Annotated in this window: 17 protein-coding genes and 1 tRNA gene; 4 read left to right on the forward strand and 14 right to left on the reverse strand. The window is 63.3% G+C overall.

The genetic code is table 11. The features are described from left to right. Positions 1 to 222: 222 nt before the first annotated feature. The 9 genes from thrS to NOV21_RS07900 form a co-directional block, all read right to left on the reverse strand. Positions 223 to 2,139, reverse strand: a complete 1,917-nt coding sequence (thrS, locus tag NOV21_RS07860) for a threonine--tRNA ligase (RefSeq protein WP_283170505.1) — start codon at positions 2,137 to 2,139, stop codon at positions 223 to 225. An 82-nt stretch (positions 2,140 to 2,221) separates the two neighbouring features. After that, positions 2,222 to 2,755, reverse strand: coding sequence for a double zinc ribbon domain-containing protein (locus NOV21_RS07865; RefSeq protein ID WP_283170506.1), 534 nt, complete (start codon positions 2,753 to 2,755; stop codon positions 2,222 to 2,224). Between the two features lie 409 nt (positions 2,756 to 3,164). Beyond that, on the reverse strand, positions 3,165 to 5,831 hold the full coding sequence (locus tag NOV21_RS07870) for a valine--tRNA ligase (protein ID WP_283170507.1): 2,667 nt from the start codon (positions 5,829 to 5,831) through the stop codon (positions 3,165 to 3,167). A gap of 70 nt (positions 5,832 to 5,901) precedes the next feature. After that, positions 5,902 to 7,278, reverse strand: a complete 1,377-nt coding sequence (gene clpX, locus NOV21_RS07875; RefSeq protein ID WP_283170508.1) for an ATP-dependent Clp protease ATP-binding subunit ClpX — start codon at positions 7,276 to 7,278, stop codon at positions 5,902 to 5,904. A 15-nt stretch (positions 7,279 to 7,293) separates the two neighbouring features. Further along, the gene (gene clpP / locus NOV21_RS07880) at positions 7,294 to 7,917 is read right to left on the reverse strand and encodes an ATP-dependent Clp endopeptidase proteolytic subunit ClpP (RefSeq protein ID WP_283170509.1); all 624 of its coding nucleotides are present in this window, start codon (positions 7,915 to 7,917) and stop codon (positions 7,294 to 7,296) included. A gap of 137 nt (positions 7,918 to 8,054) precedes the next feature. Next, on the reverse strand, positions 8,055 to 9,620 hold the full coding sequence (tig, locus tag NOV21_RS07885) for a trigger factor (RefSeq protein ID WP_283170510.1): 1,566 nt from the start codon (positions 9,618 to 9,620) through the stop codon (positions 8,055 to 8,057). A gap of 76 nt (positions 9,621 to 9,696) precedes the next feature. Then, positions 9,697 to 9,781, reverse strand: a tRNA-Leu gene (locus NOV21_RS07890). 179 nt (positions 9,782 to 9,960) lie between these two features. Beyond that, positions 9,961 to 11,850: an AMP-binding protein gene (locus NOV21_RS07895; protein WP_283170511.1), complete on the reverse strand. Its 1,890-nt coding sequence runs from the start codon at positions 11,848 to 11,850 to the stop codon at positions 9,961 to 9,963. Positions 11,851 to 11,865: 15 nt separating this feature from the next. After that, entirely contained in the window at positions 11,866 to 12,444 is a 579-nt protein-coding gene (locus NOV21_RS07900; protein ID WP_283170512.1) for a helix-turn-helix domain-containing protein, read from the reverse strand. Positions 12,445 to 12,670: 226 nt separating this feature from the next. Between NOV21_RS07900 and serC the strand changes: the two genes are divergently transcribed. Continuing rightward, positions 12,671 to 13,762, forward strand: coding sequence for a 3-phosphoserine/phosphohydroxythreonine transaminase (gene serC, locus NOV21_RS07905; protein WP_283170513.1), 1,092 nt, complete (start codon positions 12,671 to 12,673; stop codon positions 13,760 to 13,762). A gap of 441 nt (positions 13,763 to 14,203) precedes the next feature. On the opposite strand, the gene NOV21_RS07910 is transcribed toward serC, so the two are convergent. Continuing rightward, positions 14,204 to 14,485 (reverse strand): hypothetical protein, encoded by a 282-nt coding sequence (locus NOV21_RS07910; RefSeq protein ID WP_283170514.1) that lies wholly within the window; start codon positions 14,483 to 14,485, stop codon positions 14,204 to 14,206. Between the two features lie 435 nt (positions 14,486 to 14,920). On the opposite strand from NOV21_RS07910, the gene NOV21_RS07915 reads away from it, so the two are divergent. Then, positions 14,921 to 15,364, forward strand: coding sequence for an Hsp20/alpha crystallin family protein (locus NOV21_RS07915; protein WP_283170515.1), 444 nt, complete (start codon positions 14,921 to 14,923; stop codon positions 15,362 to 15,364). Positions 15,365 to 15,462: 98 nt separating this feature from the next. On the opposite strand, the gene NOV21_RS07920 is transcribed toward NOV21_RS07915, so the two are convergent. Together NOV21_RS07920 and ppdK are read right to left on the reverse strand one after the other, a co-directional pair. Next, complete coding sequence (locus tag NOV21_RS07920; protein WP_283170516.1) at positions 15,463 to 17,031, reverse strand: alanine/glycine:cation symporter family protein; 1,569 nt, start codon at positions 17,029 to 17,031, stop codon at positions 15,463 to 15,465. A gap of 191 nt (positions 17,032 to 17,222) precedes the next feature. Continuing rightward, positions 17,223 to 19,940 carry a pyruvate, phosphate dikinase gene (gene ppdK, locus NOV21_RS07925; protein ID WP_283170517.1) on the reverse strand — a complete coding sequence of 906 codons (2,718 nt, stop codon included), beginning with the start codon at positions 19,938 to 19,940 and terminating at the stop codon, positions 17,223 to 17,225. Between the two features lie 252 nt (positions 19,941 to 20,192). On the opposite strand from ppdK, the gene NOV21_RS07930 reads away from it, so the two are divergent. Together NOV21_RS07930 and NOV21_RS07935 are read left to right on the forward strand one after the other, a co-directional pair. Further along, positions 20,193 to 21,401: a diphosphate--fructose-6-phosphate 1-phosphotransferase gene (locus NOV21_RS07930; protein ID WP_283170518.1), complete on the forward strand. Its 1,209-nt coding sequence runs from the start codon at positions 20,193 to 20,195 to the stop codon at positions 21,399 to 21,401. A gap of 282 nt (positions 21,402 to 21,683) precedes the next feature. Continuing rightward, on the forward strand, positions 21,684 to 22,706 hold the full coding sequence (locus tag NOV21_RS07935; RefSeq protein ID WP_283170519.1) for an alpha-hydroxy-acid oxidizing protein: 1,023 nt from the start codon (positions 21,684 to 21,686) through the stop codon (positions 22,704 to 22,706). Between the two features lie 340 nt (positions 22,707 to 23,046). Here NOV21_RS07935 and NOV21_RS07940 read toward each other — a convergent pair whose 3' ends face one another. Further along, entirely contained in the window at positions 23,047 to 23,778 is a 732-nt protein-coding gene (locus NOV21_RS07940) for a metalloregulator ArsR/SmtB family transcription factor (RefSeq protein WP_283170520.1), read from the reverse strand. Positions 23,779 to 23,909: 131 nt separating this feature from the next. After that, positions 23,910 to 25,166 carry an RNA polymerase sigma factor RpoD gene (gene rpoD, locus NOV21_RS07945; RefSeq protein WP_283170521.1) on the reverse strand — a complete coding sequence of 419 codons (1,257 nt, stop codon included), beginning with the start codon at positions 25,164 to 25,166 and terminating at the stop codon, positions 23,910 to 23,912. Positions 25,167 to 25,211: the final 45 nt, after the last annotated feature.

The raw sequence follows: 25,211 nt of genomic DNA on the forward strand, positions 1-25,211 counted from the left end.
TTCTAGCAGGGGCGGCGCCAGCATGCCCGTAAACGCGCGAATCGCCTTCGGCCGGGCTAATCGGAGCTGACCGTCCGGCCATCCGAAAATGCGTCGTACAATAGAAAACAACTTATAGGTTGATCAGCGCTTCCCTAGAAGGGCGAGGATCGGAAACGGGCGTTCCGATCCTCGCCTCCGAGCGCAGCGGAAGCCGTTGCGTCGATCTCGGCAGCGTAGCGCCTACTTCACCCGCGCGTCGGCGATGAGCTGCACGAAATCATCCACGGACATGGTCGATTGCGCGCCGCCCTCGCGCTTGCGCACGCTCACCGTGCCGGACTCGATCTCCTTATCGCCCACGACGAGCATGTAGGGGACTTTCTGCGCCTGCGCTTTGGCGATCTTCACGCGCATCGGCTCGTTCTGCGCGTAGATCTTCACGCGGCCTTCCGCAGCCGTCAGCTTGCGAGCGATCTCGCGTGCGGCGTCCAAATGGCGGTCGGCGATGGGGATGACCACCGCCTGCGTGGGAGCCAGCCACAGCGGCAGATTGCCCGTCGTGTGCTCGATCAGTATGCCCAGGAAGCGCTCGATGCTGCCGAACAGGGCGCGGTGGAGCATCCATGGGCGCTCCTCGGAATTGTCCGCCGTGCGGTAGCTGATGTCGAACCGCTCGGGCAGGTTGAAGTCGACTTGCACCGTAGAGCACTGCCACCAACGCCCGATGGCGTCCTTCACCTTGATGTCGATCTTCGGGCCATAGAAAGCGCCGTCGCCGGGATTCACCTCGTACGGGATGCCCTTGCGCTCGATTGCCGTGCGCAGGAAGCTTTCCGCCTTCTCCCACATCTCGTCCGTGCCGATGCTCTTCTCGGGACGCGTCGAGATCTCTGCCATGTATTCGAAGCCGAATTCGCCCATGATATCGTCCGCCAGGTCCAATATGGCGCACACCTCGTCGACCACCTGGTCTTCGCGGCAGAACACATGCGCATCGTCCTGCGTGAAGCCGCGGGCGCGCATGAGGCCGTGCACGGCCCCGGAAAGCTCATGGCGGTAGACCGTGCCGAACTCGAAGAAGCGGATGGGCATCTCCTTGTAGGAGTGGATCGCGTTCTTGAACAGCATGACATGGCCAGGGCAGTTCATCGGCTTGACGCCGTACTCGCTCATGCGCGGCTCGTCATCGCTTCCCTCGTTTATGTTGAAGAAGTACATGTTGTCGTGATAGTAGCCGTAATGGCCGCTCGTCTTCCACACATCCGCCTTGTAGATATGGGGCGTGATGACCTCTTCGTATCCGCGGCGGTAGAGCTCGCGCCGCAACCATTCCTGTAGGATGCGGATGACGCGGGCACCTGCGGGGAGATACATCGGCAGGCCCACGCCAGCCATCTCGTCCATCACGTAGATGCCCAATTCGCGACCGAGCTTGCGATGGTCGCGCCTCTCGGCCTCTTCCAGGTTATGCAGGTACTCGTCTAAATCCCTCTTCTTGAAGAACGCCGTGCCGTAGATGCGCTGCAGCTGCTCGTTGTCGGCATCGCCCTTCCAATAGGCGCCCGCCACCTTCGTCAGTTTGAATGCCCCGATGCACCCCGCGCTGGGGATGTGGGGCCCGCCGCACAGATCGACGAATTCGCCATGCCGGCGGATGATGATCTCCTCGTCCTCGGGGAGGTCGTTGATATGCTCCGCCTTGAATTTCTGATCCTTGAAGATCTCCTTCGCCTGCTCGCGCGAGACCACCTCGCGCACGAAGGGCTCGTCGCGGGCGATGATCTCAGCCATCTTCGCCTCGATGGCGGGAAAATCGTCTGACGAGATCGTCTGGTCGAGGCTGAAGTCGTAGAAGAACCCGTCATCGGTCTGCGGCCCGAAGGCGATCTGCGCGCCGGGATACAGCAGTTGGACGGCTTCCGCCATCACATGGGCGCAGGAATGGCGGAGCACGCCCAGTGCATCGGGGGATTTCGCTGTGATGATCTCGATCGTGTCGCCGTCATGCACAGGGAAATCGAGATCGGCGAAATCCCCATTGATCTTCCCGCCGAGGGCCGCTTTGGCTAAACCGGGTCCGATCGCCGCGGCGACGTCGGCGACCGTTGCGCCTTCCGCAAGCTCCTTCGAAGATCCATCAGGTAGTTTGATGTTCATGATTTTTCCTTTCGCCGGACGTAGACAAAACGTCTGCAAACAAAAAGCGCCCTTCTCAGGGCGCCGGGTACCGATGCGAGCGTTACTGCTCTTCTTGCTGGCCCCTGCCCTGGGGGCCATCCGATCGGCTTTGGGGCGTAGTTCGACGGGGGCGGCTCGGAGCCGAACCGCTGCGACGTCGAGAGCTGCCGCCGACCGGTTTCGCGCAATACGGGCACACCGACCACGCCGGGTCGAGCGCGTGGCCGCAATTGCTGCAGAGGTTCTTCAACCTCTGATGGCAGTTGGGGCACACCACATAGTCGGCCTCGACCGGATAGCCGCAATTCGCGCATTCGCCGTACTTCATCAACTCGCGCTGCTTCAACGCGATTTCAAGCTCCTGCTCGGACCGGTCCACCTGAAGCAGGGACGGCCGGAGGAGAAGATAGGCGATGACGCCGACGACGGGGATCAGAGCGACGAGCGCCCAAGCCCACCAGAGCGAGCCGCGCTGATACGCATCACGCGCGACCCAGACGACCACCAAGACGTAAATAGCCGCCACCATGACCATGAGCACGGTGAAGGCCCCTTGCACCTGAGGCGTGATAAATTGTGACATGAGTTCAGACATCTTGTTCCCCATATGCTGAAATTGCCAGTTCAAGAGTTAGGGAACCGCTGATGAATTCTGCAAGCCCCAGAACGGCATGCTGGCGCCGGAGCGGCTCGATCCCCGTTCGCGCACGCCTGTGCTCGCTCGGCTTTCGCCGCTCCGGCGCCAGCCTGCCGTCCCTGGCCAAGGCGGAATTCATCAGTGCTTCCCTAGGCTCATGAGAAGAAAGTATAGCAAAAGCCGGGCTTGGGCATGAAGAACCCGAAAACATACGAAATAAAGGGATGAAGCCCGCAAATGGGCCGAAGGGGCTGGAAAGGCTGAAAGATCGAGTCGGATACGAAGCTGGCCCCGATTTACCGAGGTCAGCTTCGTATGGGAAAGACTTACCTGCGCATCCAGCTTGCGGAGCCCCTCCCCTTCTTCCCTATGAGAGCTCGGCAAGCTGGCTGTTCACGCGACCGAGCTCGTCGGACAGATCCGCGTGCTTTGCCCTATCTTTCGCGATCACCTCGGGAGCCGCTTTGGAGAGGTATCCGGGATTCGACAGCTTCCTGGCGATCTTGGCGATGTCCTTCTCCAACTCCCCCTGCTGCTTGGCAAGGCGATTGCGTTCCGCTGCGAAATCGACGAGGCCGGACAGGAGCGTGTACACCTCCAAGCCGGGCGCCAACGAGACGCTCGACTCGGCGGGCTTGGCGGCATCGACGGCGATCTCGAGCGATGAGAGGTTCCCCATGTCGACCACGAGCTGCCTCTGCCCCTCCAACAAGGCGATGTCCGCCGCGTCCTCGGCCTTTACCACCAGGGAAAGCGGGGTCTTGGGGGAAATGCCGTAACGCGAGCGATTCGCCCGGGCTGCCGAAATGGTCTCGCACACCAATGTCACCGCGCGCTCCGCGCTATCATCCACATAACGGGCAAGCGCGCCGGCATCAGGCCATGCGCATCCGATGAGATACGGCTCTTCCTTCTCGATCGGAAGGTCCTGGAAAATCTCCTCGGTGACGAACGGCATGATCGGATGCAGCAGGCGCAAAGCGCAATCGAGCACGAACACGAGATTGCGCTGGCACGCAAGGCGGTCCTGCGCGTCGCCTCCCTGCAAACGGCTCTTGGAAAACTCGATGTACCAGTCGCAGAACTCATTCCAGAAGAAGGCGTAGAGCGCGCGGGTCACCTCGCTGAACTCGTAGGAGTCGAACGCCTCGTCAATCTGGGGAACCAGATGGGCCAAGCGGCTGAAGATCCATTTGTCGGCGGGGGTGGTGGCTTCGGGTTCGCCGGGAACGAACCCGTCGAGGTTCATCTGCACGAAGCGGGCGGCATTGCGGATCTTGTTCGCGAAATTGCGCGCGTTCTCGAGCTTGCTCTCGTTGAATTTCAGATCCTGCGCGCCGGTCACCTGCATGAGCAGGCCGAAGCGCATGCCATCGGCGCCGTAGACGTCCATCATCTCCAAGGGGTCCACGCCGTTGCCGCGGCTCTTGCTCATCGGCTTGCCGTCGGCGCCCATGACCGTCGGGTAGATGACCACGTCCTTGAAGGGAATGTCGTGCATGCAGTACTCGCTCGCCATCACCATGCGGGCGACCCACAGGCCCATGATGTCGCGTGCCGTGGCGAGCATCTGCGTGGGATACGCATCCTCGAGCTCGGGGGCATGCGTCCCCGCCTTGGTCCATCCCATGGTGGCAAACGGCCACAGCTGGCTGGAGAACCAGGTATCGAGCACATCCTCGTCGCGGCGCACAGCGGCGCCGCATTTCGGGCAGGTATCGATATCCTCGACGCTCGCATCCTCCCAACCGCACTCGTCGCAGTAGAACATGGGTATGCGATGCCCCCACCAAAGCTGGCGGCTGATGCACCAGTCTTTCAGATTCTCGAGCCAGTCGAGGTACACCTGCTTCCAACGCGACGGATAGAAGGTGATCTGGTCGGAGCGGACCGCTTCGGCGGCGGGCTCCTTCAGGCGATCGACCGCGACGAACCACTGCTCGGAGAGCCACGGCTCGAGCTTGGTGTAGCAGCGATAGCATGTCATGACGCTATGGTCGTGCTCTTCGACATGGTCGAGCAGGCCGTGCCCTTCGAACCAAGCGACGACCGCCTCGCGCGCCTCGTCGCGGTCCATGCCGCTGAATGCGCCGTAGCCATCCACCACATGGGCGGTCTCGTCGAATATGTTGATCTTCTCCAAGCCGTGGCGCTCCCCCATGCCCCAGTCGTTCGGGTCGTGCGCGGGGGTCACCTTCACGAAGCCCGTGCCGAAACCGGCATCGACGTAGTAGTCGCTGAACACCGGGATCTCGCGGTCGACGATGGGGAGCATCACCGTGGCGCCGACGTAGGCCGCCTTGTCGGGATCTTTGGGGGAGACGGCGACGCCGGTGTCGCCCAGCATGGTCTCGGGGCGCGTCGTGGCCACGACCAGGTAGTCCCGGCCGTTCACCGGCTCCTTCAACGGGTAGCGTAGGTACCAGAGGCAGCCTTTCTCCTCCACGTACTCCGCCTCGTCGTCGGCGATGGCCGTGGTGCAATGCGGGCACCAGTTGACGATGCGCTTGCCACGGTAGATCAGCCCGTCATGGTACCACTCCACGAACAGGCGGCGGACCGCGTCGATATAGTCGGGGTCGAGGGTGAAGTGCTCGTCCGAATAATCGCAGGAGGCGCCCATGCGCTTGATCTGGTTGACGATGGTCGCGCCGTACTCCGCCCGCCAGTCGTAGCAGGCCTCGACGAATTTCTCGCGGCCGATCTCAAGGCGGCTGATGCCCTGCTCGGCGAGCTTCTTATCCACCTTGGTTTGGGTGGCGATGCCGGCATGGTCGGTGCCCAGGATCCACCGGGTCCGATACCCTTGCATGCGGGCGCGGCGGATGCATGCGTCCTGGATCGAGTCGTCGAGCGCGTGGCCCATGTGCAACACGCCGGTGATGTTCGGCGGCGGGATGACCACCGTGTAAGTGTCCCCCGCATGCGGGCCGAATCCCTTCGAGCGTTTGAAATAGCCCCCATCGTTCCACGCGTGGAACAGGGGGGCTTCGTGGGCAGCGAAATCGTAATCGACTTTCTTCTTCTCGGCCATGGGTCCTTTTCTTCCTCCGATGCGACAATGCGCCGCAAGAAAACCCCGCGGCGCACCTGGTACGTATATGCTAGGCGACGGTGGTGTCTTCGCCTCTGAGCCCCGGCCCGTCGATCCCGCGTTCGGCGGATTCGATCTCCGGCCTCGTTGTTCCCTCGATATCGCTCGCACGGACGGTCACCCGCGTGGCGCCGTCGTGTTCGGGCAGGTCGTACATGACATCCATCAGCACGTTTTCGCAAATGGAGCGCAGGCCGCGAGCGCCGGTGTTATGCTCGACCGCCTTGTGCGCGATGGCGCGCAGGGCGTCGTCCTCGATCACGAGGTCGGAATCCTCGAACTCGAACATGCGCTTGTACTGCTTGACCAGCGCATTGCGCGGCTCGGTGAGGATGCGCACGAGATCATCCTCGGAAAGCTCCTTCAGATTGGTGATCACGGGGATGCGCCCGACGAATTCGGGGATCATGCCGAATTTGTTCAGGTCCTCGGGAAGCACCTTCGCCAACAGCTCGGCGTCCTCGCGCTTCTTGCTCGCTGGAAGCTCCGCGCCGAACCCGATGCCTCCGCCGCCCACGCGCGCGGCGATGATGTCGGAAAGCCCGACGAACGCGCCGCCCAGTATGAACAGTATGTTGGTCGTATCGATGTGGATGAGCTCCTGCTGCGGATGCTTGCGACCACCTTGCGGGGGCACGCTGGCTTCGCAGCCTTCGACGATCTTCAGCAGGCTCTGCTGCACCCCTTCGCCCGACACATCGCGGGTGATGGAAAGGTTCTCCGCTTTGCGGGCGATTTTATCGATCTCATCGATGTAGATGATGCCGATTTCCGCGCGCGGGATATCGAAATCCGCCGCCGTGATGAGCTTGAGCAGGATGTTCTCGACGTCTTCGCCCACGTAGCCCGCCTCTGTGAGCGTGGTGGCATCGGCGATGGCGAATGGAACGCGCAGCGTCCTCGCAAGCGTCTGGGCGAGCAGCGTCTTGCCGCTTCCCGTGGGGCCGAGCAAAAGGATGTTGCTCTTCGCGAGCTCCACATCATCCTCGGTCGAATCGGCGCCGAGGCTGATACGCTTGTAGTGGTTGTACACCGCGACGGACAGGGCCCGCTTGGCCTCTTCCTGGCCCACCACGAACGCGCTGAGGCGGTCGTAGAGCTCATGCGGAGTGGGGAGGTTGCCCAGGATCTCCTCGGGGGCCGGGGCGTCGCCCCCCTCTTCCGCATAGGGCTCGTCCGCCGCGAGGGGGGCATACGCCCCGTGCTCGCGGCCGCCCATGTCGCGCATCAAGGCATCGGCGCAGATGGAGATGCACTCATCGCAGATGCAGACCCCGTTGGGGCCGCTGATCATCGAGTTGACCTGCGAAGGCGTTTTACCGCAGAACGCGCAATGGATCTCATCGGCGTTCTCGCGGCCAAACGGATCGTAAGGATTCTTTGCCATTCGGGTTGCCTTTTCCTAGTTCGCTGCTTCCGCCACGCGGCTGAGCACGACCTGGTCGATCAGGCCGTAGGCGCGGGCCTCCTCGGCGCTCATGAAGTTGTCGCGCTCGGTGTCGCGCTGGATGGTCTCCAGGTCCTGGCCGGTGTTCTCCGCCAGTATGTTGTTCAGGCGCTCGCGGATGTACAGGATCTCCTTCGCGACGATGGCGATCTCGGTCTGCTGGCCCTGGGCCCCGCCGGACGGCTGGTGGATCATCACGCGGCTGTTGGGCAGGGCGTAGCGCTTGCCCTTCGTGCCCGCGGACAGCAGGACGGCCGCCATGGAGGCGCACTGGCCGATGCAGATGGTGCTCACGTCGCAGCGGATGTAGTTCATGGTGTCCAGGATCGCCAGGCCGGCGGTGACGCTTCCCCCGGGGCTGTTGACGTAGAGGGAGATATCCTTCTCGGGGTCGGCGGATTCAAGGTGGAGCAGCTGGGCCACCACGGAGTTTGCGACGTTGTCATCGATCGTCTCGCCCAAAAAGACGATGCGCTCGTTGAGCAAGCGGGAGTAGATGTCGTAGCTCCGCTCGCCGCGGGGCGATTGCTCGATAACGTACGGGATGAGCGCAGATTTCGGGTTCGCGAATTCGTTCATACGTGCCTCTTTTCTTTCTCTGTCATTTCTGCCGCACTGTAGTATACGCATGTCGGATATGGAAACGGGTCGACCGCGAAGATGCCGCCAACCCGTTGAAATCGTTATGGGAAAGGGAGTTCGGGGTTCGGCTGGCGCTATTCGGCCGCCAGGACCGCCTCGACGAGCTCCGCCTTCTTCAGGCCCTCCGCCTCGATGCCCTTGCCCTGGGCGTACTCGCGCAGCTCGGCGACCTTCATCTTGTTCAGCTCGGCCTTGGTGAGCTTGCCGTCCTCGGCAGCAGCCTCGGGGGCATCGTCTTGGGCGGGCGCTTCGGCTTCGGGGGCTTCCTCCAGGGAAGCATCCTCCGCCGCGGCAGCTTCCTCCGCTGCGACGCTGTTCAGCTTCTCGCCGGGCTTGAGCTCTTCGACCTGAAGATCCTCGATGATGGCTTCCAGGGCGCGGGCGCGCTTCATGCCGGCGCGCAGCGAGGCGATGCGGCCGTTCTTGCGCCAATCGGCTTCGAGCTCCGCGGGGTCGTCGGCTCCGCTCTTCGCGAATTCGGCGGTGACCTCCTCGTCGGTGACTTCGATTCCCGTATGGCGCGCCCAGGCGTCCAACGCGAGGTCCTGCGCCACGACGTCCTTCGCCTGCTTCTTCAGGTCGTCGCGGAAGTTGTCGGTGGTGAGGCCCGCGGACGCGAGGTACTGGTCGAATGTCATGCCGGACTGCTGCATCTGCATGAAGAAGTTCTGCAGCAGGGTCTGCTCCTCCTGCTCGGCAAGGTCGGCGGGCACGTCGCCCTCGAGGCGCTCCTGCAGCGCGTAGAGCGTTTCGTTCTCGCGGATGCGGGGAAGCACGTCCTCCTTCTGCTGCTTGACGCTTTCGGCCACGCGCTCGCGCAGCTCCTTCACGCCGCCTTCGAAGCCTGCGGTCTTCTGGGCCCATTCGTCGTCAAGCGTGGGCAGGACCTTTGTCTTCAGCTGCTTTACTTCAACCTCGATCGCGGTCTTGCCCGGGTTCTCCAAGCCGGAGGCGAGCATGGAGGGCTCGGACATGTCGATCTCGACCGTCTTCGCATCGCCCTTCTTCATGCCCTTGAGGGCCTCGTCGAAGGACTTCGGGAACAGGCCGCCGCCCAGCTCGTACAGGCGGGACTCGGTGGTGATCCGAGGAACGTCGTTGCCCTCTGCATCCTTGGCATTCAGGGCGAGCTCGACAAAGCTGCCATCGGCGACCTCGACGTCGTCCTCGCAGTCCTCGAAGGTATAGTAGTAGTTCAGGAGCTCGCCGATCTGGGCATCGATGTCCTCGTCGGAAGCCTCGCTCGAGGGCAGCTTGACGGAAACCCGGTCGTAGCTGGAAAGCTCGAGCTCGGGACGGGTCTCCACGGTGACGGCGAAGCTGTAGGGCTTGCCCGCTTCGACCATGCTCTCGGCATCCTCGAATGCGGGCTGGCCGATGGCGATCAGATCGTTCTCGTCCATGGCGACGGGATAGAGGGAATTGAGGACGTCATCGGTGACGGTGGCGCGGACGGCTTCCTTGCCCAGCGCGCTGTCGATAACCGGACGCGGGGCCTTGCCCTTGCGGAAGCCCGGGAAATTGTACTTGTACGCGAAATCCTTGTACTGCTTCTTGATCCGCGCATCGACGTCTTCCGCGTCGATGGTTACCGTGAGCTTCTTCTGGTTGCCTTCCAGAGCCTCAACTTTGGTTTCCACTCGAAAATCCTCCATCTTACCGTTTGCCGGGAGCGCATGCTCCTGCGCTCGTCGAACCCTTGCCAAGCAGCCTCGATGGTGCGGGTGAAAGGACTTGAACCTTCATGGGTTTCCCCACCAGAACCTAAATCTGGCGCGTCTGCCAATTCCGCCACACCCGCATGCCACTTGAAAAAGCCGTGCGTACACGATACGCGTTCGCGCGCACACGGCTGCATATGATAGCAAAACTTCACGAAAATGCACTAGCTACGATCGACGGTCGTCGACGTCAAACCTGATACTCGTGCAGTATGCCTCCCCGCGCCGTCCCTGAAGGGGCCGCCTCGAGGCTCAAGCGCTAGTGCTCCCGGAACATCCCGCCCTTCGCGTCGTCCTCGTCGCTTGCTCGCTTGGCGGCTCGCGCCTCCGACTCGCTGGCGAACACCATCTGGCCTTGCCGCTCGGTCAGCTCCTTGGCGAGCTCGCGCAGCTTGTACTTCTGCACCTTCTTCGCCGGGTTCATCGGGAAGTCGTCCACGAAGAACACGCGCTTGGGCACCTTGTAGCGCGCGATGCGGGGAATCGAGTACGCGCGCACGTCATCTTCGGTCATGCCCTCGTATCCCGGCTTCACGCGGATAAACGCCCCCACGATCTCGCCGAGGCGCTTATCGGGAATGCCCACCACCTGCGCGTCGAGCACACCGGGCATGGTGAGCAGGAAGTTCTCCACCTCAAGGGGGTAGATGTTCTCGCCGCCTCGGATGATCATGTCCTTGATGCGGCCCGTCACGCGGAAATAGCCGTCCTCGTCGACGGTCCCCATGTCGCCGGAATGCAGGTACCCATCCTCGTCGATGGCCCGCGCCGTCTCCTCGGGCATCTTGTAGTAGCCCTTCATGACGTTGTAGCCCTTGCAGCACAGCTCGCCGTGCTCACCCGGCCCCAGAGGGTGCCCGTCGGTGATGTCGGCCACCTTCACCGCCACGGGCGGGTGCTTCTTCCCCACCGTGTGGCATTTATGCTCGATGTCGTCTTCCGCCGTGGTCTGCGTGAACACGGGGCTCGTCTCCGTCAGGCCGTAGCAGATGGTGATGTCGCGCATGTTCATCTTGTCGATGACTTCCTGCATGGTCGCGGGCGGGCAGGGGCTACCTGCCATGATGCCCGTACGCAGGCTGCTCATGTCGTACTTCTCGAAATCGGGATGGTTGAGCTCGGCGATGTACATGGTGGGCACGCCGTAGACGGCCGTCGCCTTCTCCTTGTCGATGGCCTGGAGGACCATCTCCGCGTCGAAGCTCTCGATGCCGACGATGGTGCTGCGGTGCGTGAGGATCGCCATGAGGCCGAGCACGCACCCGAAGCAATGGAAGTAGGGCACCGGCAGGCACACGCGGTCGTTCGGCGTGAGCTTCTGGCCTTCGCCGATGAAGAACCCGTCGTTCAATATGTTGCGGTGCGTGAGCATGACGCCCTTGGGGAACCCCGTGGTGCCGCTCGTGTACTGCATCATCACGCAGTCGTTGTTGTCGAACGACTTGGTGACTTCGTAGAGTTCCTGCTCCTCGACATGCTCGCCCAAAAGCAGGAGCTCGGGGACGCTATAGAACCCGCGGTGCTTTTCCGGCCCCATGTAGATGAGGTTCTTCAAGAAGGGGTAGCTCTCCGTGTTCAGGTATCCGCGCTGCTGCTCCAGAGACTCGGGGATGAGCTGTCGCACGATCTCCACGTAATCGATGTCGCGGAAGCTGTCGATGACGCAAAGGGCCTTCATGTCGCTCTGCTTCAGCACGTAATCGAGCTCGTGGCTCTTGAACACCGGGTTCATGGTGACCATGACCACGCCGATCTTGGCGCAGGCGTACAGGAAGGTGACCCAGTCGGGGATGTTGCGCGCCCACACGCCCAGATGGTCGCCGGGGCGCATGCCGATGTAGAGCATGCCGCGGGCCAGCCGGTCGGTACGCTCGTCGAATTCGGCGTAGGTCCAGCTCAGGTCGCGATCGGGATAGACCATGAATTCATGGTCGGGATCCATCTCGACGCGTTCCCGGAAATAATCGCCGATGGTCTTCTCCGTGTGCATGGGGAAATCGAGGTCGCCGGGAAGCACCGTCGAGCTATCCGCGCGCGGGCTGGGATCATCGAATTCCCCCTGCTGCGCGCGACGGTGCTCGATCTCGTCGGGAGTCCACCCGTACTCGGGTTTCAAATGGTCGCGCGATGGCGTTCCATGTTCCGTCATAGTATGCCGCCGATCCTAGAACGGGGTGTACACGCAGGCGAGGAACTTGGCCTTCTGGCCCTTATGGGCGCGCACCTGATGCGGGACGATCGAATCGTAGTAGATGGATTCGCCCGGATGCAGTATGTAGAGCTCCTTGCCGTATTCGATCTCGATGGCGCCCTCCATGCCGAAGAGCCACTCTTCGCCTTCGTGGCCGACCAGCTGGTGGTCCATCTCGCCCGAGGGGGAGATGGTGATGATGAAGGGGTCCATGTGGCGCGAGGGCCTGCCGGCGGCGAGGCTGAAGTATTGCAGATCGCCCGCATCGGAGTTGGTCTCCAGGCTGCGCATGCGGGTGACCTCCTCCATCTGGTCGGAGTCGATGTACATGGGCCCGAGGTTCTCGTCATCGTCCATGAGGGTGCCCAGACGCACGCCGAGCGCGCGCGTGATCTTGATGAGGGGAGCCAACGAGGGAGGGAGCTCGCCGTCTTCGAGCCCCTGGATCATCTCAAGCTCGGAACCGCTCCGGTCGGCCAGGTCTTGCTGGCTCAGGTGGTGGGCCTCGCGTAGGGTCTTGATTTTCGCGCCGAGCTTATTCTTTTCAGGCATCCTTATCCTCCTTCTCTGGTCTGTCCAGGCGTTCTGCCTGCCTTCGTACCGTCCGCGCCGGCCGTCGGCCTGCGCGCGATGAATAGCATTCTAGGCTTCCGCCGGTCGAGGGGTGAAAATTCATAATACTATCGCAGACTAAAGCGCTCTGAGCCGCCCGCAACCCCGGGCGATATGGTACTGTCTTGCCATCCCATTCGACCAACGATGCGCAAAGGGGCCGATCATGACGCGTGTGTACAATTTTTCAGCCGGGCCTGCGGTGCTGCCGGAGCCGGTGCTGCGACAGGCGGCAGCCGAGATGATGGACTGCCGGGGAAGCGGCATGTCCGTGATGGAGATGAGCCACCGCTCCCCCGCCTTCCAGGGGATCATCGACGAGGCGGAGGCGGATCTGCGGGATTTGATGGGGATCCCCGGCTCATACGATGTGCTGTTCCTGCAAGGCGGGGACACGCTGCAGTTCGCCGCGGTGCCCATGAACCTGTCCCTGCACCGGAACGGTGTCGCCGCATACCTGGTGACCGGCCAGTGGTCGAAGAAGGCGCAGCAGGAGGCGGCGCGCTTCATCGAGGCGCCCATCGTGGCCTCCGGCGCAGACGGCAACTTCAGCCGCCTGCCCGACTACAGCGACCTCGCCATCCCCGATAACGCCGACTACGTCTACCTCTGCCAGAACGAGACCGTGCACGGGCTGCGCTTCCCCACGCTGCCCGACACCGAAGGCGTGACGCTGGTGTCCGACCAGAGCAGCATGTTCTTGTCGGAGCCGGTCGACGTGGAGAGGTTCGGCCTCATCCATGCAGGCGTCCAGAAGAACGTCGGCCCCGCCGGGGTCCAGGTGGTCATCGTTCGCCACGATCTTGTCCCGGAAGGCGACCTGGCTGGCGTGCCCGTGATGATGGAGTACCGCCCCCAGGTGGAGAAGGGGAGCATGTACAACACCCCGCCATGCTGGGGCATCTACGTTTGCGGCCTGGTGTTCAAATATCTCAAAGCGCTGGGCGGGCTCGAGGCGATGCAGGCGCGGAACCAGGAGAAGGCGCGCCTGCTCTATAGCGCCATCGATGAGAGCGACCTCTTCCGGGGCACGGTCGTCGACCCCGCCCACCGGAGCATCATGAACGTGACATTCGCCACCGGCGATCCCGATCTGGATGCCCGATTCGTCGCCGAGGCGAAGGAGCGGGGGCTTGTGAACCTCAAGGGCCACCGCAGCGTCGGCGGCCTGCGGGCGAGCATATACAACGCCATGCCCCTTGCGGGCGTCGAAGCGTTGGTGAGGTTCATGCAAGATTTCGAGCTCGCCCACAAGTAGCCGCTCCGCACGGCGTCGCGCCTGCCGTTCCTCTTCGACCGCGAGTCGGCGGAGCTCGGCAGCTTCGAGGAGGCGGCCGGCTCGACCATGACGTCGCCGCAGGCCAGCTCGCGGGCGGGCACGAAGCCGATGCGACCCGGCTCGCGCACGCCGCGGGAGGGCTGCGGGAAGGGGGCCGTCCGCTCGCGCATCTCCCCGTAATCGTTGCCCTTGAAGGTGCGCAGCCTCACCTCGCCGTCGGCAGGCGCAAGCGAGCAGATCGTCGTCGTTCTCAGGTGGCCGTCGATGCCGAGGCGGGTACGATACGCCGCCATGGGACCCTCCCGCCGTCGCGGCGCCTCGGAGCCGGTTTTCAGCAACGGAACCATTTTGCGCCTCGGGAGGCCCCTTCATGGCCTCAACCGCGAATTGCTTCACGTTCCTTGGTTCGGGTCATATCGTCTAGACCTTCCCGCGGTCGAACACATGGTGCTTGCGCGCCTTCTTCGGCTCGCGGAAGTCGAGTTGGAGCTGCGCGTACCCGACGGCGTCTTTCTGCTTGAGCAGCTCGACATCGTCGATGACCCACGACACCGCCTCATTCCCGAACAGCTCGAGCATGCGGATGCGGGCATCCGTCATATTCGCCTTCGAATGCGCCTTGTTATCGCTTTCGAATTCGAATGTCCCGTTCACGGGATTCGCCCCCGCCGGGGAAACATAGTGCGCGCGATACGTCTTCACACCCAGCCTTCCTTTCATGCATCAAGGAGCGTACCACAGAGCGTGACGATCGGCGCGCCGAAAACACGCCCCGTGGAAGGCGCGCCCGCGGCACCCTTCCCTCAGGTTATCTAGGGAACCGCTGATATATTCCGCCAGCCCGGGAACGGCATGCTGGCGCCGGAGCGGCTCGATCCCCGTTCACGCACGTCAGCGCGCTCGCTCGCCTTTCGCCGCTGCGGCACTCAGCCCGCCGTCCCCGGCCCCTCCCTGGCAGCCTTTCGTCCAATGAACAATCTAAGTGCTAACGCATCATATTTCTTTCGGAACGGCAACATATATTACATGCCGGTTACCTTCGTCGGATCTGCATTGACCCTTGCTTTCCCGTGGCATATAACCATAACTGCCAGATAAAAACGAAAAGGCGCGGAAGCGCCCGAGGAGATGATTGAGATGCTGGTACCGGCAAAACGCAGCAACAATTTGTTCGACGACTTCATGATGACCCCCTTCGATGCGTTTTTCGACATCCCCACCGGATCCGGGAGCAAAACCGCCCCCGGGCTCATGCGAACCGACATAAAGGAATCCGATTCCGCCTTCGATCTTGAGATCGACCTGCCCGGCGTGAAGAAGGAGGACGTCTCGGTGGAAATCGAAGACGGCTACCTCGAGGTGACCGCCGAGTCGAAGCACGAGTCCGAGGAAAAGGACGACAGCAGGTCCTACGTCCGCAAGGAGCGCTTCTCCGGCAAGTTCAGCCGCAGGTTCTACATGGGCGATGATATCGATGAAGACGCCATCACCGCGAAGTTCGAAGACGGCACGTTGAAGGTGAACATCCCCAAGCGCTCCGAACCCGAACCGGAGTCCAAGAAGTCCATCGCAATCGTCTAGCCCTTCCGCCCGAGACTCGATTTCCTCTCCTACCACCCCTCTTACAGAAACGGCCCTCCGATTCGGGGGGCCGTTTCATGTTCTTTTGGCGCGGGGATCTACGCGTTCAGCATGTCCTCCACTTGGTTGCGCATCTTGGCTTCCTTCCTCAGGTCGCCGTGCGATGCGGCCTCATCGAGCTCCTCGGGGGTCTCGTGCCAGCATTCGGTGGCAGGCAGGCCGGGAATCGAAGAGGCCTGGAACACGGGGTTCCTCCCCTCCGCGCGCTGGCCTTCGTAATCCTTGAGGGCCTTGACCGCCCAGCCGCCCAAGAAGAACAGGGCCAGCAGGTTGACGAACGCCTGGAATCCCATGAAGATGTCGGCGCAGTTCCACACGAGGTCGAATCCCGCCTGGGCGCCCCAGAACACCGCGAGGACGCAGAAGATGCGGAACACGAACGTGACCCATTTGTTGTCCTTGATGAAGCGGATGTTGCTCTCGGCATAGTAGTAGTTGCCCAGCAGGCTGGAGAACGCGAACAGGAAGATGCTGAACGTGATGAAGTTCACGCCGAAGTCGCCCAGCGAGTAGCGCAGCGCCTCCTGCACGAGGGGCATGCCGGTCAGGATCTTGCCCGACTGCGGGTTCACGAACGAGACGATGTTGGTGACGGGGTCGACCATGGTGGTCATGCCGCTGCCCACGTAGAAGACCAGGATCATCATGCCCGTGCAGGTGCAGATGATCATCGTGTCGATGAATACGGAGAACGTCTGGACCAGACCTTGCTTCACCGGATGGGACACCGACGCCGCAGCGGCGGCGTTCGGGGCGGAACCCATGCCGGCTTCGTTGCTGTACAGGCCGCGTTTGATGCCCCAGGACACCACCGAACCCGCGAACCCACCCGCGAAGGATCGGAAATCGAATGCCGAGCCGAACACGAGCGCGAACACCGCGGGGATGTCGCCGGCGTGCATGAAGGTGATCACTATGGCGATCAGCAGGTAGCTGATGGCCATGATGGGCACGATGATGCTGGTGAGGAAGCTGATGCGCGCACCGCCGCCGAAGATGCACATCGCCATGAACGCCGCGATGAGCAGCGCGACCCACACGACCACGCCGCTGCTGAAGTAGTCGGGCATGTACACTTCCAACGTGCTGGAGGCGTTGTACGCCTGAAGCGCGTTGAAGCCGAACGCGAAGCAGAGGATGAGGGTGATGGCGAACACCACGCCGAGCCAGCGCTTGCCGAGGCCCTGCTCGATGTAATAGGCCGGGCCGCCGCGGAACGAGCCGTCCTCGTTCTTGACCTTCCATATCTGGGCGAGCGTCGACTCGACGAAGGCGGACGCAGCGCCGATCGACGCCATGATCCACATCCACAGAAGGGCGCCCGGCCCGCCGAAGGCGATCGCCGTGGAGACGCCGGCGATGTTGCCGGTGCCCACGCGGCTGGCGGTGGATATCATGAGGGCTTGGAACGAGGACGCGGTGGCCTCCCCCTCGTTGTACTTCTGCTCGGTGATCGACTTGATCATGTCCTTGAACAAGCGGATCTGCACGCCCTTGGTGCGCACGGTGAAGAGCACGCCCGAGACCACGAGCATGATGATGAGGATGTAGGTGTACATGAAGGTGTCGATGTCGCCCGTCAAGGCGACCAGGGCATCCATGTCCATGCATTCCCCCCTTTCCCTTTCGCCCTCCTAGACCGGGATTGACGCTCGAGGTTCAAGCCCGGGCCAACAGGACTTTTTCGAATTGCCGTTACCCTCCCGTAAGAAAGTCCGGGCATAGGATACCAGAAAAGAAGCGACTCGCCGGTTGGGGCGAGTCGCTTCCATAAAGGACGGGAGACGTCGACTACTGACTACTTGTCTTCCAAAGCAGCCTGGGCGGCGGCCAGACGGGCCAGGGGCACGCGATACGGCGAGCAGCTGACGTAGTCGGGGCCGATCTTGTCGAACTTATGGATGGACTCGGGATCGCCGCCGTGCTCACCGCATACGCCGCAGATGAGCTTGGAATTGGCGGCCTTGCCCTTCTCGCATCCCATCTTCACCAGCTCGGCGACACCGTCGTCGACCGTGGCGAAGGGATTGCGCTTCAGCAGGTGCTGGTCCAAGTACGCGGGAAGGAACTTGGCCTCAGCGTCGTCGCGGCTGAAGCCGAGCGTCGTCTGCGTGAGGTCGTTCGTTCCGAAGCTGAAGAAGTCGGCGTGCTTCGCGATGTCGTCGGCGATGATGGCCGCGCGCGGCAGCTCGATCATGGTGCCGATCTCTATGCCCAAATCGACGCCCTCCTCTTCCGCGACCTGGGCGATGAGCTCTTCGGCCTTGGCGCGCAGGAACTCGATCTCGCTCTCGAAGGCGACCAGCGGGATCATGATCTCGGGCCGGGGGTCGAGGCCCTGCTTCTTCAGCTCGGCGGCCGCACCGGCGATGGCGCGGACCTGCATGACCGGAAGCTGCGGGAACACGATGGACAGACGGCATCCGCGCAGGCCGAGCATGGGGTTGGCCTCAGCCCAGCTGTCGACCTGCTCCATGAGGGCGCGCTTCGCGGCGATCTCCTCGGCAGGGGCGCCCTGCTCCTCCATATGCGCGATCTGCACGTCGAGCTCGCGGGGGCTCTCCAGGAACTCGTGCAGCGGCGGGTCGAGCAGGCGCACGATGACGGGCAGGCCGTCCATGGCCTTGAACATGCCCAGGAAGTCGCCCCTCTGGAGTTCGCCGAGCTTCTTGATGCAGTCCTCGCGGACGGCTTCGTCGTCGTTGAGGATGAACTGCTGGATCAGCTGCTTGCGGTCGCCCAGGAACATGTGCTCGGTGCGGCACAGGCCGATGCCCTCGGCGCCGAAGTCGCGGGCGAGCTGGGCGTCCTCGGGGTTGTCGGCATTGGCGCGCACGCCCAGGGTGCGGATCTCGTCCGCCCAGGTGAGCATCGTTTCCAGATCGCCGGTGAGCTCGGGCATGACCAGGTCGACGGCGCCCAGGACGACATGGCCGGTGGTTCCGTCGATGGAGATCATATCGCCCTCGTGCAGCACGACATCCGTGCCGGCGACGACGACCTCCTTCTTGGCCGCGTCGATGTGGAGGGCGTCGACGCCGCAGACGCAGGGGGCGCCCATGCCGCGCGCGATGACGGCGGCGTGGCTGGTCTTGCCGCCATGGCTGGTGAGGATGCCCTCGGCGGCGATCATGCCGGCAAGGTCGTCCGGCGTGGTCTCCCAGCGGACGAGGACCGTCTTCCTGCCCTCTTCGGCTGCGGCGACAGCGGCGGCGGAGCTGAAGACGACTTCGCCCACGACGGCGCCGGGGCTGGCGTTCAGGCCTTGGGCCAGGATGTCGTACTTGGCGGCCTTGTCGAACTGCGGGTGCAGGAGCTGGTCGAGCTGCTCGGGCTCGACGCGGCTGACCGCCGTCGCCTTGTCGATCAGGCCCTCCTTCTCCATATCGATCGCGATCTTGAGGGCAGCGGCGGCGGTGCGCTTGCCCACGCGGGTCTGCAGCATGTAGAGCTTGCCCTGCTCGATGGTGAACTCGATGTCCATCATGTCGTGGAAGTGGCCTTCCAGAAGCTCAAAGATGTCCTCGAGCTGCTGGCCCGCCTCCTCGAGGCCGGGGGTGTGCTTGAGCTCGGAGATGGGGCTCGTGTTGCGAATGCCGGCGACCACGTCCTCGCCCTGGGCGTTGACCAGGTAGTCGCCGTAGTATTCCTTCTCGCCGGTGGCGGCGTTGCGGGTGAAGGCGACGCCGGTGGCGCTGTTATCGCCCTTGTTGCCGAATGCCATCGACTGCACGTTGACGGCGGTGCCCAGGTCGTCCGCGATCTTGTTCTGCTTGCGGTACAGGGTTGCACGGGGGTTGTTCCAGCTGCCGAACACGGCTTCGATCGCCAGCTTCAGCTGGATGGAGGGATCCTGCGGGAAGAGCGCGACCCCGTCGGCGGCGAGGTCGGGATACTGCGCGGGATCGACGTTGGCCGAGAAGATCTTCTTGAACTCGCCCACGAGCTCCTGCAGGTCGGCTGCGGACAGGTCGGTGTCGCTCTTGACGTCGCGGGCGTTCTTCATCGCGGTGATGGCGTTCTCGAACAGGTCGCCGTCGATGCCCATGACGACGTTGCTGAACATTTGGATGAAGCGGCGGTAGGAGTCCCAGGCGAAACGCGGGTTTTCCGTCTGCTTGATCAGCCCGTTGATGGACCGGTCGTTCAAGCCCAGGTTGAGCACCGTGTCCATCATGCCGGGCATGGACATGGGGGCGCCGGAGCGGACAGAGACCAGCAGGGGGTCTTCGGCATCGCCGATCTTCTTGCCCATGCGGCGCTCGAGATCCTCGCGATACTCTTCGATCACGTCGAGGACCCCCTCGGGCCAGACGTTGCCCGCATTGGCGTACTCCATGCAGGTTTGGCACGAAATCGTGAATCCCGGCGGCACCGGAAGACCGATGTTAGCCATCTCCGCCAGGTTGGCGCCCTTGCCACCCAGGATGGCCTTCATCTTGGTATTGCCCTCCGTTACGTTGTTGCCGTTCTCATCCTTCCCGAACGAGAACACGCGCTTGACTTCTTCAGCCACTGTTACCCCTTTCGCAACATCACTCGCATGAGCAAGCGGAACACTCCGCCTGATCTGTGCCCCTCAATCATACTGCAAAAGACTTGCCTTCTCGGGGGGATTCGCCGGAATAGAGCGCATTAAGGTGGCGAAATCGCCCGGCGGCGGCGGGCTGCCGCGGTTCGGGGGAAACGCGTGGCCCCCGCGCGCCATTTCACCCGTGGAAAGTGGCACAATAGGGGGAATCGGCATGCACCGGAAGAAAGGAACACCATGTCCAGCTGCCTTGTCGCCCAATCCGGCGGACCCACGGCCGTCATCAACGCCAGCCTCGCCGGCGTCATCCGCGCAAACCAGCTCAACCCCTGCTACGAGCACGTGTACGGCGGGCTGTACGGCATCGAGGGCGTGCTGCAGGACAAGCTCTACGACCTCACGAATATCTCCGCGCGCGAGATCGAACTCTTGAAGCAGACCCCTTCGAGCGCCTTGGGCACCTGCCGCTACAAGCTGAAACGCGGCGATGACAAGGATTACAACCAGCTGGTGGAGGTGATGGACGCCCACGGCATCGAGACCATGTTCTACATCGGCGGGAACGATTCCATGGACACGGTCGACGCGCTTTCCGAGTGGGCGAAGGCGAACGCGCCGGGCAAGCGCTTCGTCGGCATCCCCAAGACGGTCGATAACGACCTCGTGCCCGTGGACCACTGCCCCGGCTTTCCCAGCGCCGCCAAATTCGCCGCCATGGTCACGCATGCCACCGCAATGGACTACGGCGCCTTCACCCGCCCTGAAGTGTTCGTGCTGGAGACCATGGGGCGCGATGCGGGATGGCTCGCCGCAAGCTGCTGCCTTTCCGGCGACGTCGACCTTTTGGTGCTCCCCGAGGAGGACTTCGACAAGGACGCGTTCATGGCGCAGGTAAAGCGAGTGATGGATGAAAAGGGCGAATGCTACATCGTGGTGAGCGAGGGCACGCATTTCGCGGACGGCACCTACCTTTCCGCCGGCAAGAGCGCTGATGACGGGTTCGCCCACGCGCAGCTGGGCGGCGCGGGCCAAGCGCTGAAGCAGATGATCATCGACGAGGGCATCGTCCCCCGCGGGCTGGTGCAGGACCTCTCGCGCGCGGCGCGGTCGAGCAGCTTCGCGCAGAGCAAGGTCGACGTGTCCGAGGCGTTCGAGCTGGGGATGAGCGCGCATATGCGGTCCGCCGACGGGTCGTTCACCGGGCAGGTGGTCGGCGTGCGCCGCGGCAAGGACGAGGACGGGAACTATGCGCCCGAATTCTTCGCCGGGCCCGCGAGCGAGTTCGCCAACGCGGTGAAGAGCTTCCCCGCTGAATGGATCCTACCGGACTACGCCGGCATCGCCCCGGAAGCGTACGACTACTTCCGCCCGCTCATTCAGGGCGAGCCGGACATCGTCTACGACAACGGCCTGCCCGCCACCATCGTCGCATTCAACAAACGGTAGCGCCGGAAAACTCCGGCCGCAGGGCACGAGGCGCGGCGGCGGCCGTGCGGCGCAGCCCCTCCGACCCGGGGCTGCGCCGCGCAGACCCGAGGCAAACGCGGCCTATGTCCGAGGATCCCCCCGGGGTGCCGAGAAGGCGGTCGCATTGGAACTGCTGCCGCCGCCTTCTCGCATGGCCCGTTCGTTGACCTGGTTTTCCGCACCGTCCGGCACCTCACGGGGGCGGATAGCGCCCCATTCGCTACCATAGGCGCGGTGGAATGCCGATGCCGAGGAGGCCGTGTGGATTACGATGAGGTTTTGAAAAGGGCGCGCGCGAACATGAACGGGGCCTGCGCCTCGTGCCCGGTGTGCAACGGCGTGGCGTGCGGCAACCGCATACCGGGACCGGGCGCCAAGGGGACGGGCGACGTGGCGCGGCGCAATTTCAGCGCATGGGCGGATATCCGCGTGAACATGGACACCCTGGTTGAAAACGAGCCTGCCGACACGACCGCGCATCTGTTCGGGCGCACCTTCGCCGCACCCGTGTTCGCGGGCCCTGTGGGTGCCGTGGCAACGCATTACGGCGATGTCCACAACGACGTGACATACAACAACATCCTGGTTCCCGCCTGCGCAAAGGCCGGTATCGCCGCATTCACCGGGGACGGCGTCGAGCCGACGGTCATGCAGGCGGCAACCGCCGCGATCAGGGCGAGCGGCGGAGCGGGCGTGCCCACGGTGAAACCGTGGGATCCCGAGACCATCGTCGAGAAGCTCCAGCTCGTCCGCGATGCGGGGGCGTTCGCCGTCGCAATGGACGTCGACGCCGCGGGGCTGCCCTTTTTGAAGAACCTCGAGCCCCCCGCCGGGCGCATGACGGCGGGGCAGCTCGCCGCAATCATCGCTTCCGTCGACGTCCCGTTCATCGTGAAGGGGATCATGACGCCGAAGGGCGCCCTGAAGGCCGCCGAGGCGGGCGCTGCCGCCGTCATCGTGTCGAACCACGGCGGGCGCGTGCTCGACCAATGCCCGGCGACCGCGGAAATGCTCCCGGAGATCGTCTCCGCGCTTGAAGGGGGCGACGTGCGCGTGCTGGTCGACGGTGGCATCCGCACCGGCGTCGACGTGTTCAAAGCGCTCGCCATGGGCGCATCCGGCGCGCTGATCGCCCGGCCGTTCGTCAACGCCGTCTACGGAGGCGCCGCGGAGGGCGTGGGTATGCTGGCAAGTCGTTATATATCCGAACTCTCGGACACGATGGAGATGTGCGGGGCGCACAGCCTCGCGGAGATCTCCCCCGACATGGTCCGCCTGCCGTAAACCGGCAACTTGCTATTCCGCGACGACCGCGTGGCGCTCCCCCGCGCTGCCCCGCCCCCTCGAACAGCTCCACGGCGACGGCGGAATCGGGGAGATCGGCATCGTAGGCGCGGTGGCAGCGAACCCCTTCGCGCTTAGCCCGGTTCCGGCATTCCCTCGCAACCTTGCGCGAGCGGTCGGCGAACTGCTGCGCCCCCGCATCGTTCGCCATCACCGTATGTTCCCCGCCCCCGTTGGGATCGCGTATGCGCACCGTATGATCCATGCCGATGACCTCCCTCGCCGGGGGAAGAGGGCGGGCGCGCTTCGGGAACCAGCGAGCGGCCCGCTTCGGGGAGGCTTAATGGCGGCAAGCGGCGGAGGGGTCCATGACGTTGACCTTGCCCTCGGCGAACAGCTTGGCGACATCGCCCACCTTCGGGGTCTGCGTCTCGGAGTATACCGTGACGCCGCTGCGCGTGAACGCCTGCAGGGGCGGGGTGCCCATGCCGATTGTCAGGATGCCGTCGACGCCCAATGTCTGCACGAATTGGATCACTCCGCCGCAGCCGTATTGGTCGTGGTCAACGTTCTTGACCGCCTCGGTCCCCACGATGTTCTTATCGTCGTCGAAGGTGACGATCGTGAAATACGGGGTGTGGCCGAAATGGCCGCTTCGAACGCTTTCGAGCATCTCGTCGGTTTCGCTGGGAATGGCAAGTCTCATGGTGCGCTTCTCCTTCTTCGCAGTCGGCTTCGTCTTCGGCCGGGCGGATCGATTGAGGCAGCCATCGGACCCGTCGTCCAACCTGAACTGGCACGGGTTGTACTCGTGGCAGTCCAATATGGCGTCCATACGCTCTATCCAGCCGTTCAACTGGGTGACCATGTCCCTGAATTCATCGATTGCAAGCACATAGTGCACATGGTAGCCGTGGCGGAAATACGTGACCAGGCCCGCGTCCTTCAGCACTGACATGTGCTGCGAGACCGCCGATTCACTGATCCCCAGCGTTCTGCTGATCGAGCGCGAGCAATGATGGCGCTCCAGCAGAAGCTGGCAGATCTTGAAGCGGGTTGGTTCGCCGAGCACCCTGAGCACCGTGCCGAAATGCGCGGTATGTTCATTTACTTCAGTCATGGCTAAAGTAAATGATAAGCGAAACGAAAACCGCGTCAAGCGTCTGCCGACGCGGTTTTCGCGGAAAACCCGAACGGAGGCGATCAGTCCTCGAGGTAGTCCTTCAGCTTGCTCGAGCGGCTGGGATGGCGCAGCTTGGCAAGCGTCTTGCTCTCGATCTGGCGGATGCGCTCGCGAGTGACGCCGAACTCGCGCCCGACCTCTTCCAGCGTGCGAGGATGGCCGTCCTCCAGCCCGAAGCGCAGGCTGATCACCTTGCGCTCGCGTTCGGCAAGCCCGTCGAGCACCTTGTTCAGCTGCTCCTGCAGCATGCTGAAGCTCGCCGCGTCAGGCGGCACCACCGCGGCGTCATCTTCGATGAAGTCGCCGAGCTGGCTGTCCTCCTCCTCGCCGATGGGCGTTTCCAGGGACACGGGCTCCTGGGAGATCTTCTGGATCTCGCGCACGCGATCGGGGGTGAGGTCCATCTCGGCGGCGATTTCCTCGGGGGTTGGCTCGCGGCCGAGCTCCTGCAGCAGCTGGCGCTGGATGCGGACGAGCTTGTTGATGGTCTCCACCATGTGGACGGGAATGCGGATCGTGCGTGCCTGATCGGCGATAGCGCGCGTGATGGCCTGCCTGATCCACCACGTTGCGTACGTGCTGAACTTGAAACCCTTCGTGTAGTCGAACTTCTCGACCGCGCGGATGAGGCCCAGGTTGCCCTCCTGGATCAGGTCGAGGAACAGCATCCCGCGGCCGACGTAGCGCTTGGCGATGGACACGACCAGGCGCAGGTTGGCTTCGATCAGCTGCTGCTTGGCATCGAGCCCCACCTGCTCCACGCGCGAGAGGCGGCGCCTCTCGCGCCGCTCGAGCTGGCGGCCCTCCTCTTCGGCGGCGTCGAGGGCGGCGGTGGCGTTGACCCCCGCCTCGATCTTCATGGCAAGGTCGATCTCCTCGGACGCGTTGAGCAGCGGGACCTTGCCGATCTCCTTCAGATACATGCGGACGGGATCGCCCGTGAGCATGGTGACCGAGGCGTCGGCCGTCCGCCGCGTGCGCCCGCGGTCGCTCCGGCTGCGCACATGCGTCACCTTGGGCAGGTTCACGCTCGAAGGGGCCTTCAGCTCCTCTTCGGGGATGCCCTCCAGAAGGTCCTCGTCATCCTCGCCGTCGCGATCCTCGCTGCCGGCGCGATCGTCCTCGGGCTCATCGTCGGGCACCGTCTCGGGCGTCTCCATATCCTCGAAATCGATGCTCTCGTCCTGCTCTTCTTCGTTGGCCAATTCGATATTCTGTTGTTCCTCGCCGGTTTCCCCAGCGGTTTCCTGTGTCTTCTCTTTGGAAGCTTCTGCCACGCTTGATTCCTTTCGAGGGCTGCAAACCCCGATTCATTGCATTTG

This window comes from Curtanaerobium respiraculi (assembly GCF_024609215.1).
Taxonomy (GTDB): domain Bacteria; phylum Actinomycetota; class Coriobacteriia; order Coriobacteriales; family Eggerthellaceae; genus Curtanaerobium; species Curtanaerobium respiraculi.

Coding starts and splice junctions, on each gene's coding strand:
- NOV21_RS07865 (WP_283170506.1), bottom strand. CDS start 2,755: ATGTCTGAACTCATGTCACAATTTATCACGCCTCAGGTGCAAGGGGCC.
- NOV21_RS07930 (WP_283170518.1), top strand. CDS start 20,193: ATGTCCAGCTGCCTTGTCGCCCAATCCGGCGGACCCACGGCCGTCATC.
- NOV21_RS07900 (WP_283170512.1), bottom strand. CDS start 12,444: ATGCCTGAAAAGAATAAGCTCGGCGCGAAAATCAAGACCCTACGCGAG.
- NOV21_RS07870 (WP_283170507.1), bottom strand. CDS start 5,831: ATGGCCGAGAAGAAGAAAGTCGATTACGATTTCGCTGCCCACGAAGCC.
- NOV21_RS07915 (WP_283170515.1), top strand. CDS start 14,921: ATGCTGGTACCGGCAAAACGCAGCAACAATTTGTTCGACGACTTCATG.
- clpX (WP_283170508.1), bottom strand. CDS start 7,278: ATGGCAAAGAATCCTTACGATCCGTTTGGCCGCGAGAACGCCGATGAG.
- serC (WP_283170513.1), top strand. CDS start 12,671: ATGACGCGTGTGTACAATTTTTCAGCCGGGCCTGCGGTGCTGCCGGAG.
- NOV21_RS07920 (WP_283170516.1), bottom strand. CDS start 17,031: ATGGACATGGATGCCCTGGTCGCCTTGACGGGCGACATCGACACCTTC.
- NOV21_RS07895 (WP_283170511.1), bottom strand. CDS start 11,850: ATGACGGAACATGGAACGCCATCGCGCGACCATTTGAAACCCGAGTAC.
- thrS (WP_283170505.1), bottom strand. CDS start 2,139: ATGAACATCAAACTACCTGATGGATCTTCGAAGGAGCTTGCGGAAGGC.
- clpP (WP_283170509.1), bottom strand. CDS start 7,917: ATGAACGAATTCGCGAACCCGAAATCTGCGCTCATCCCGTACGTTATC.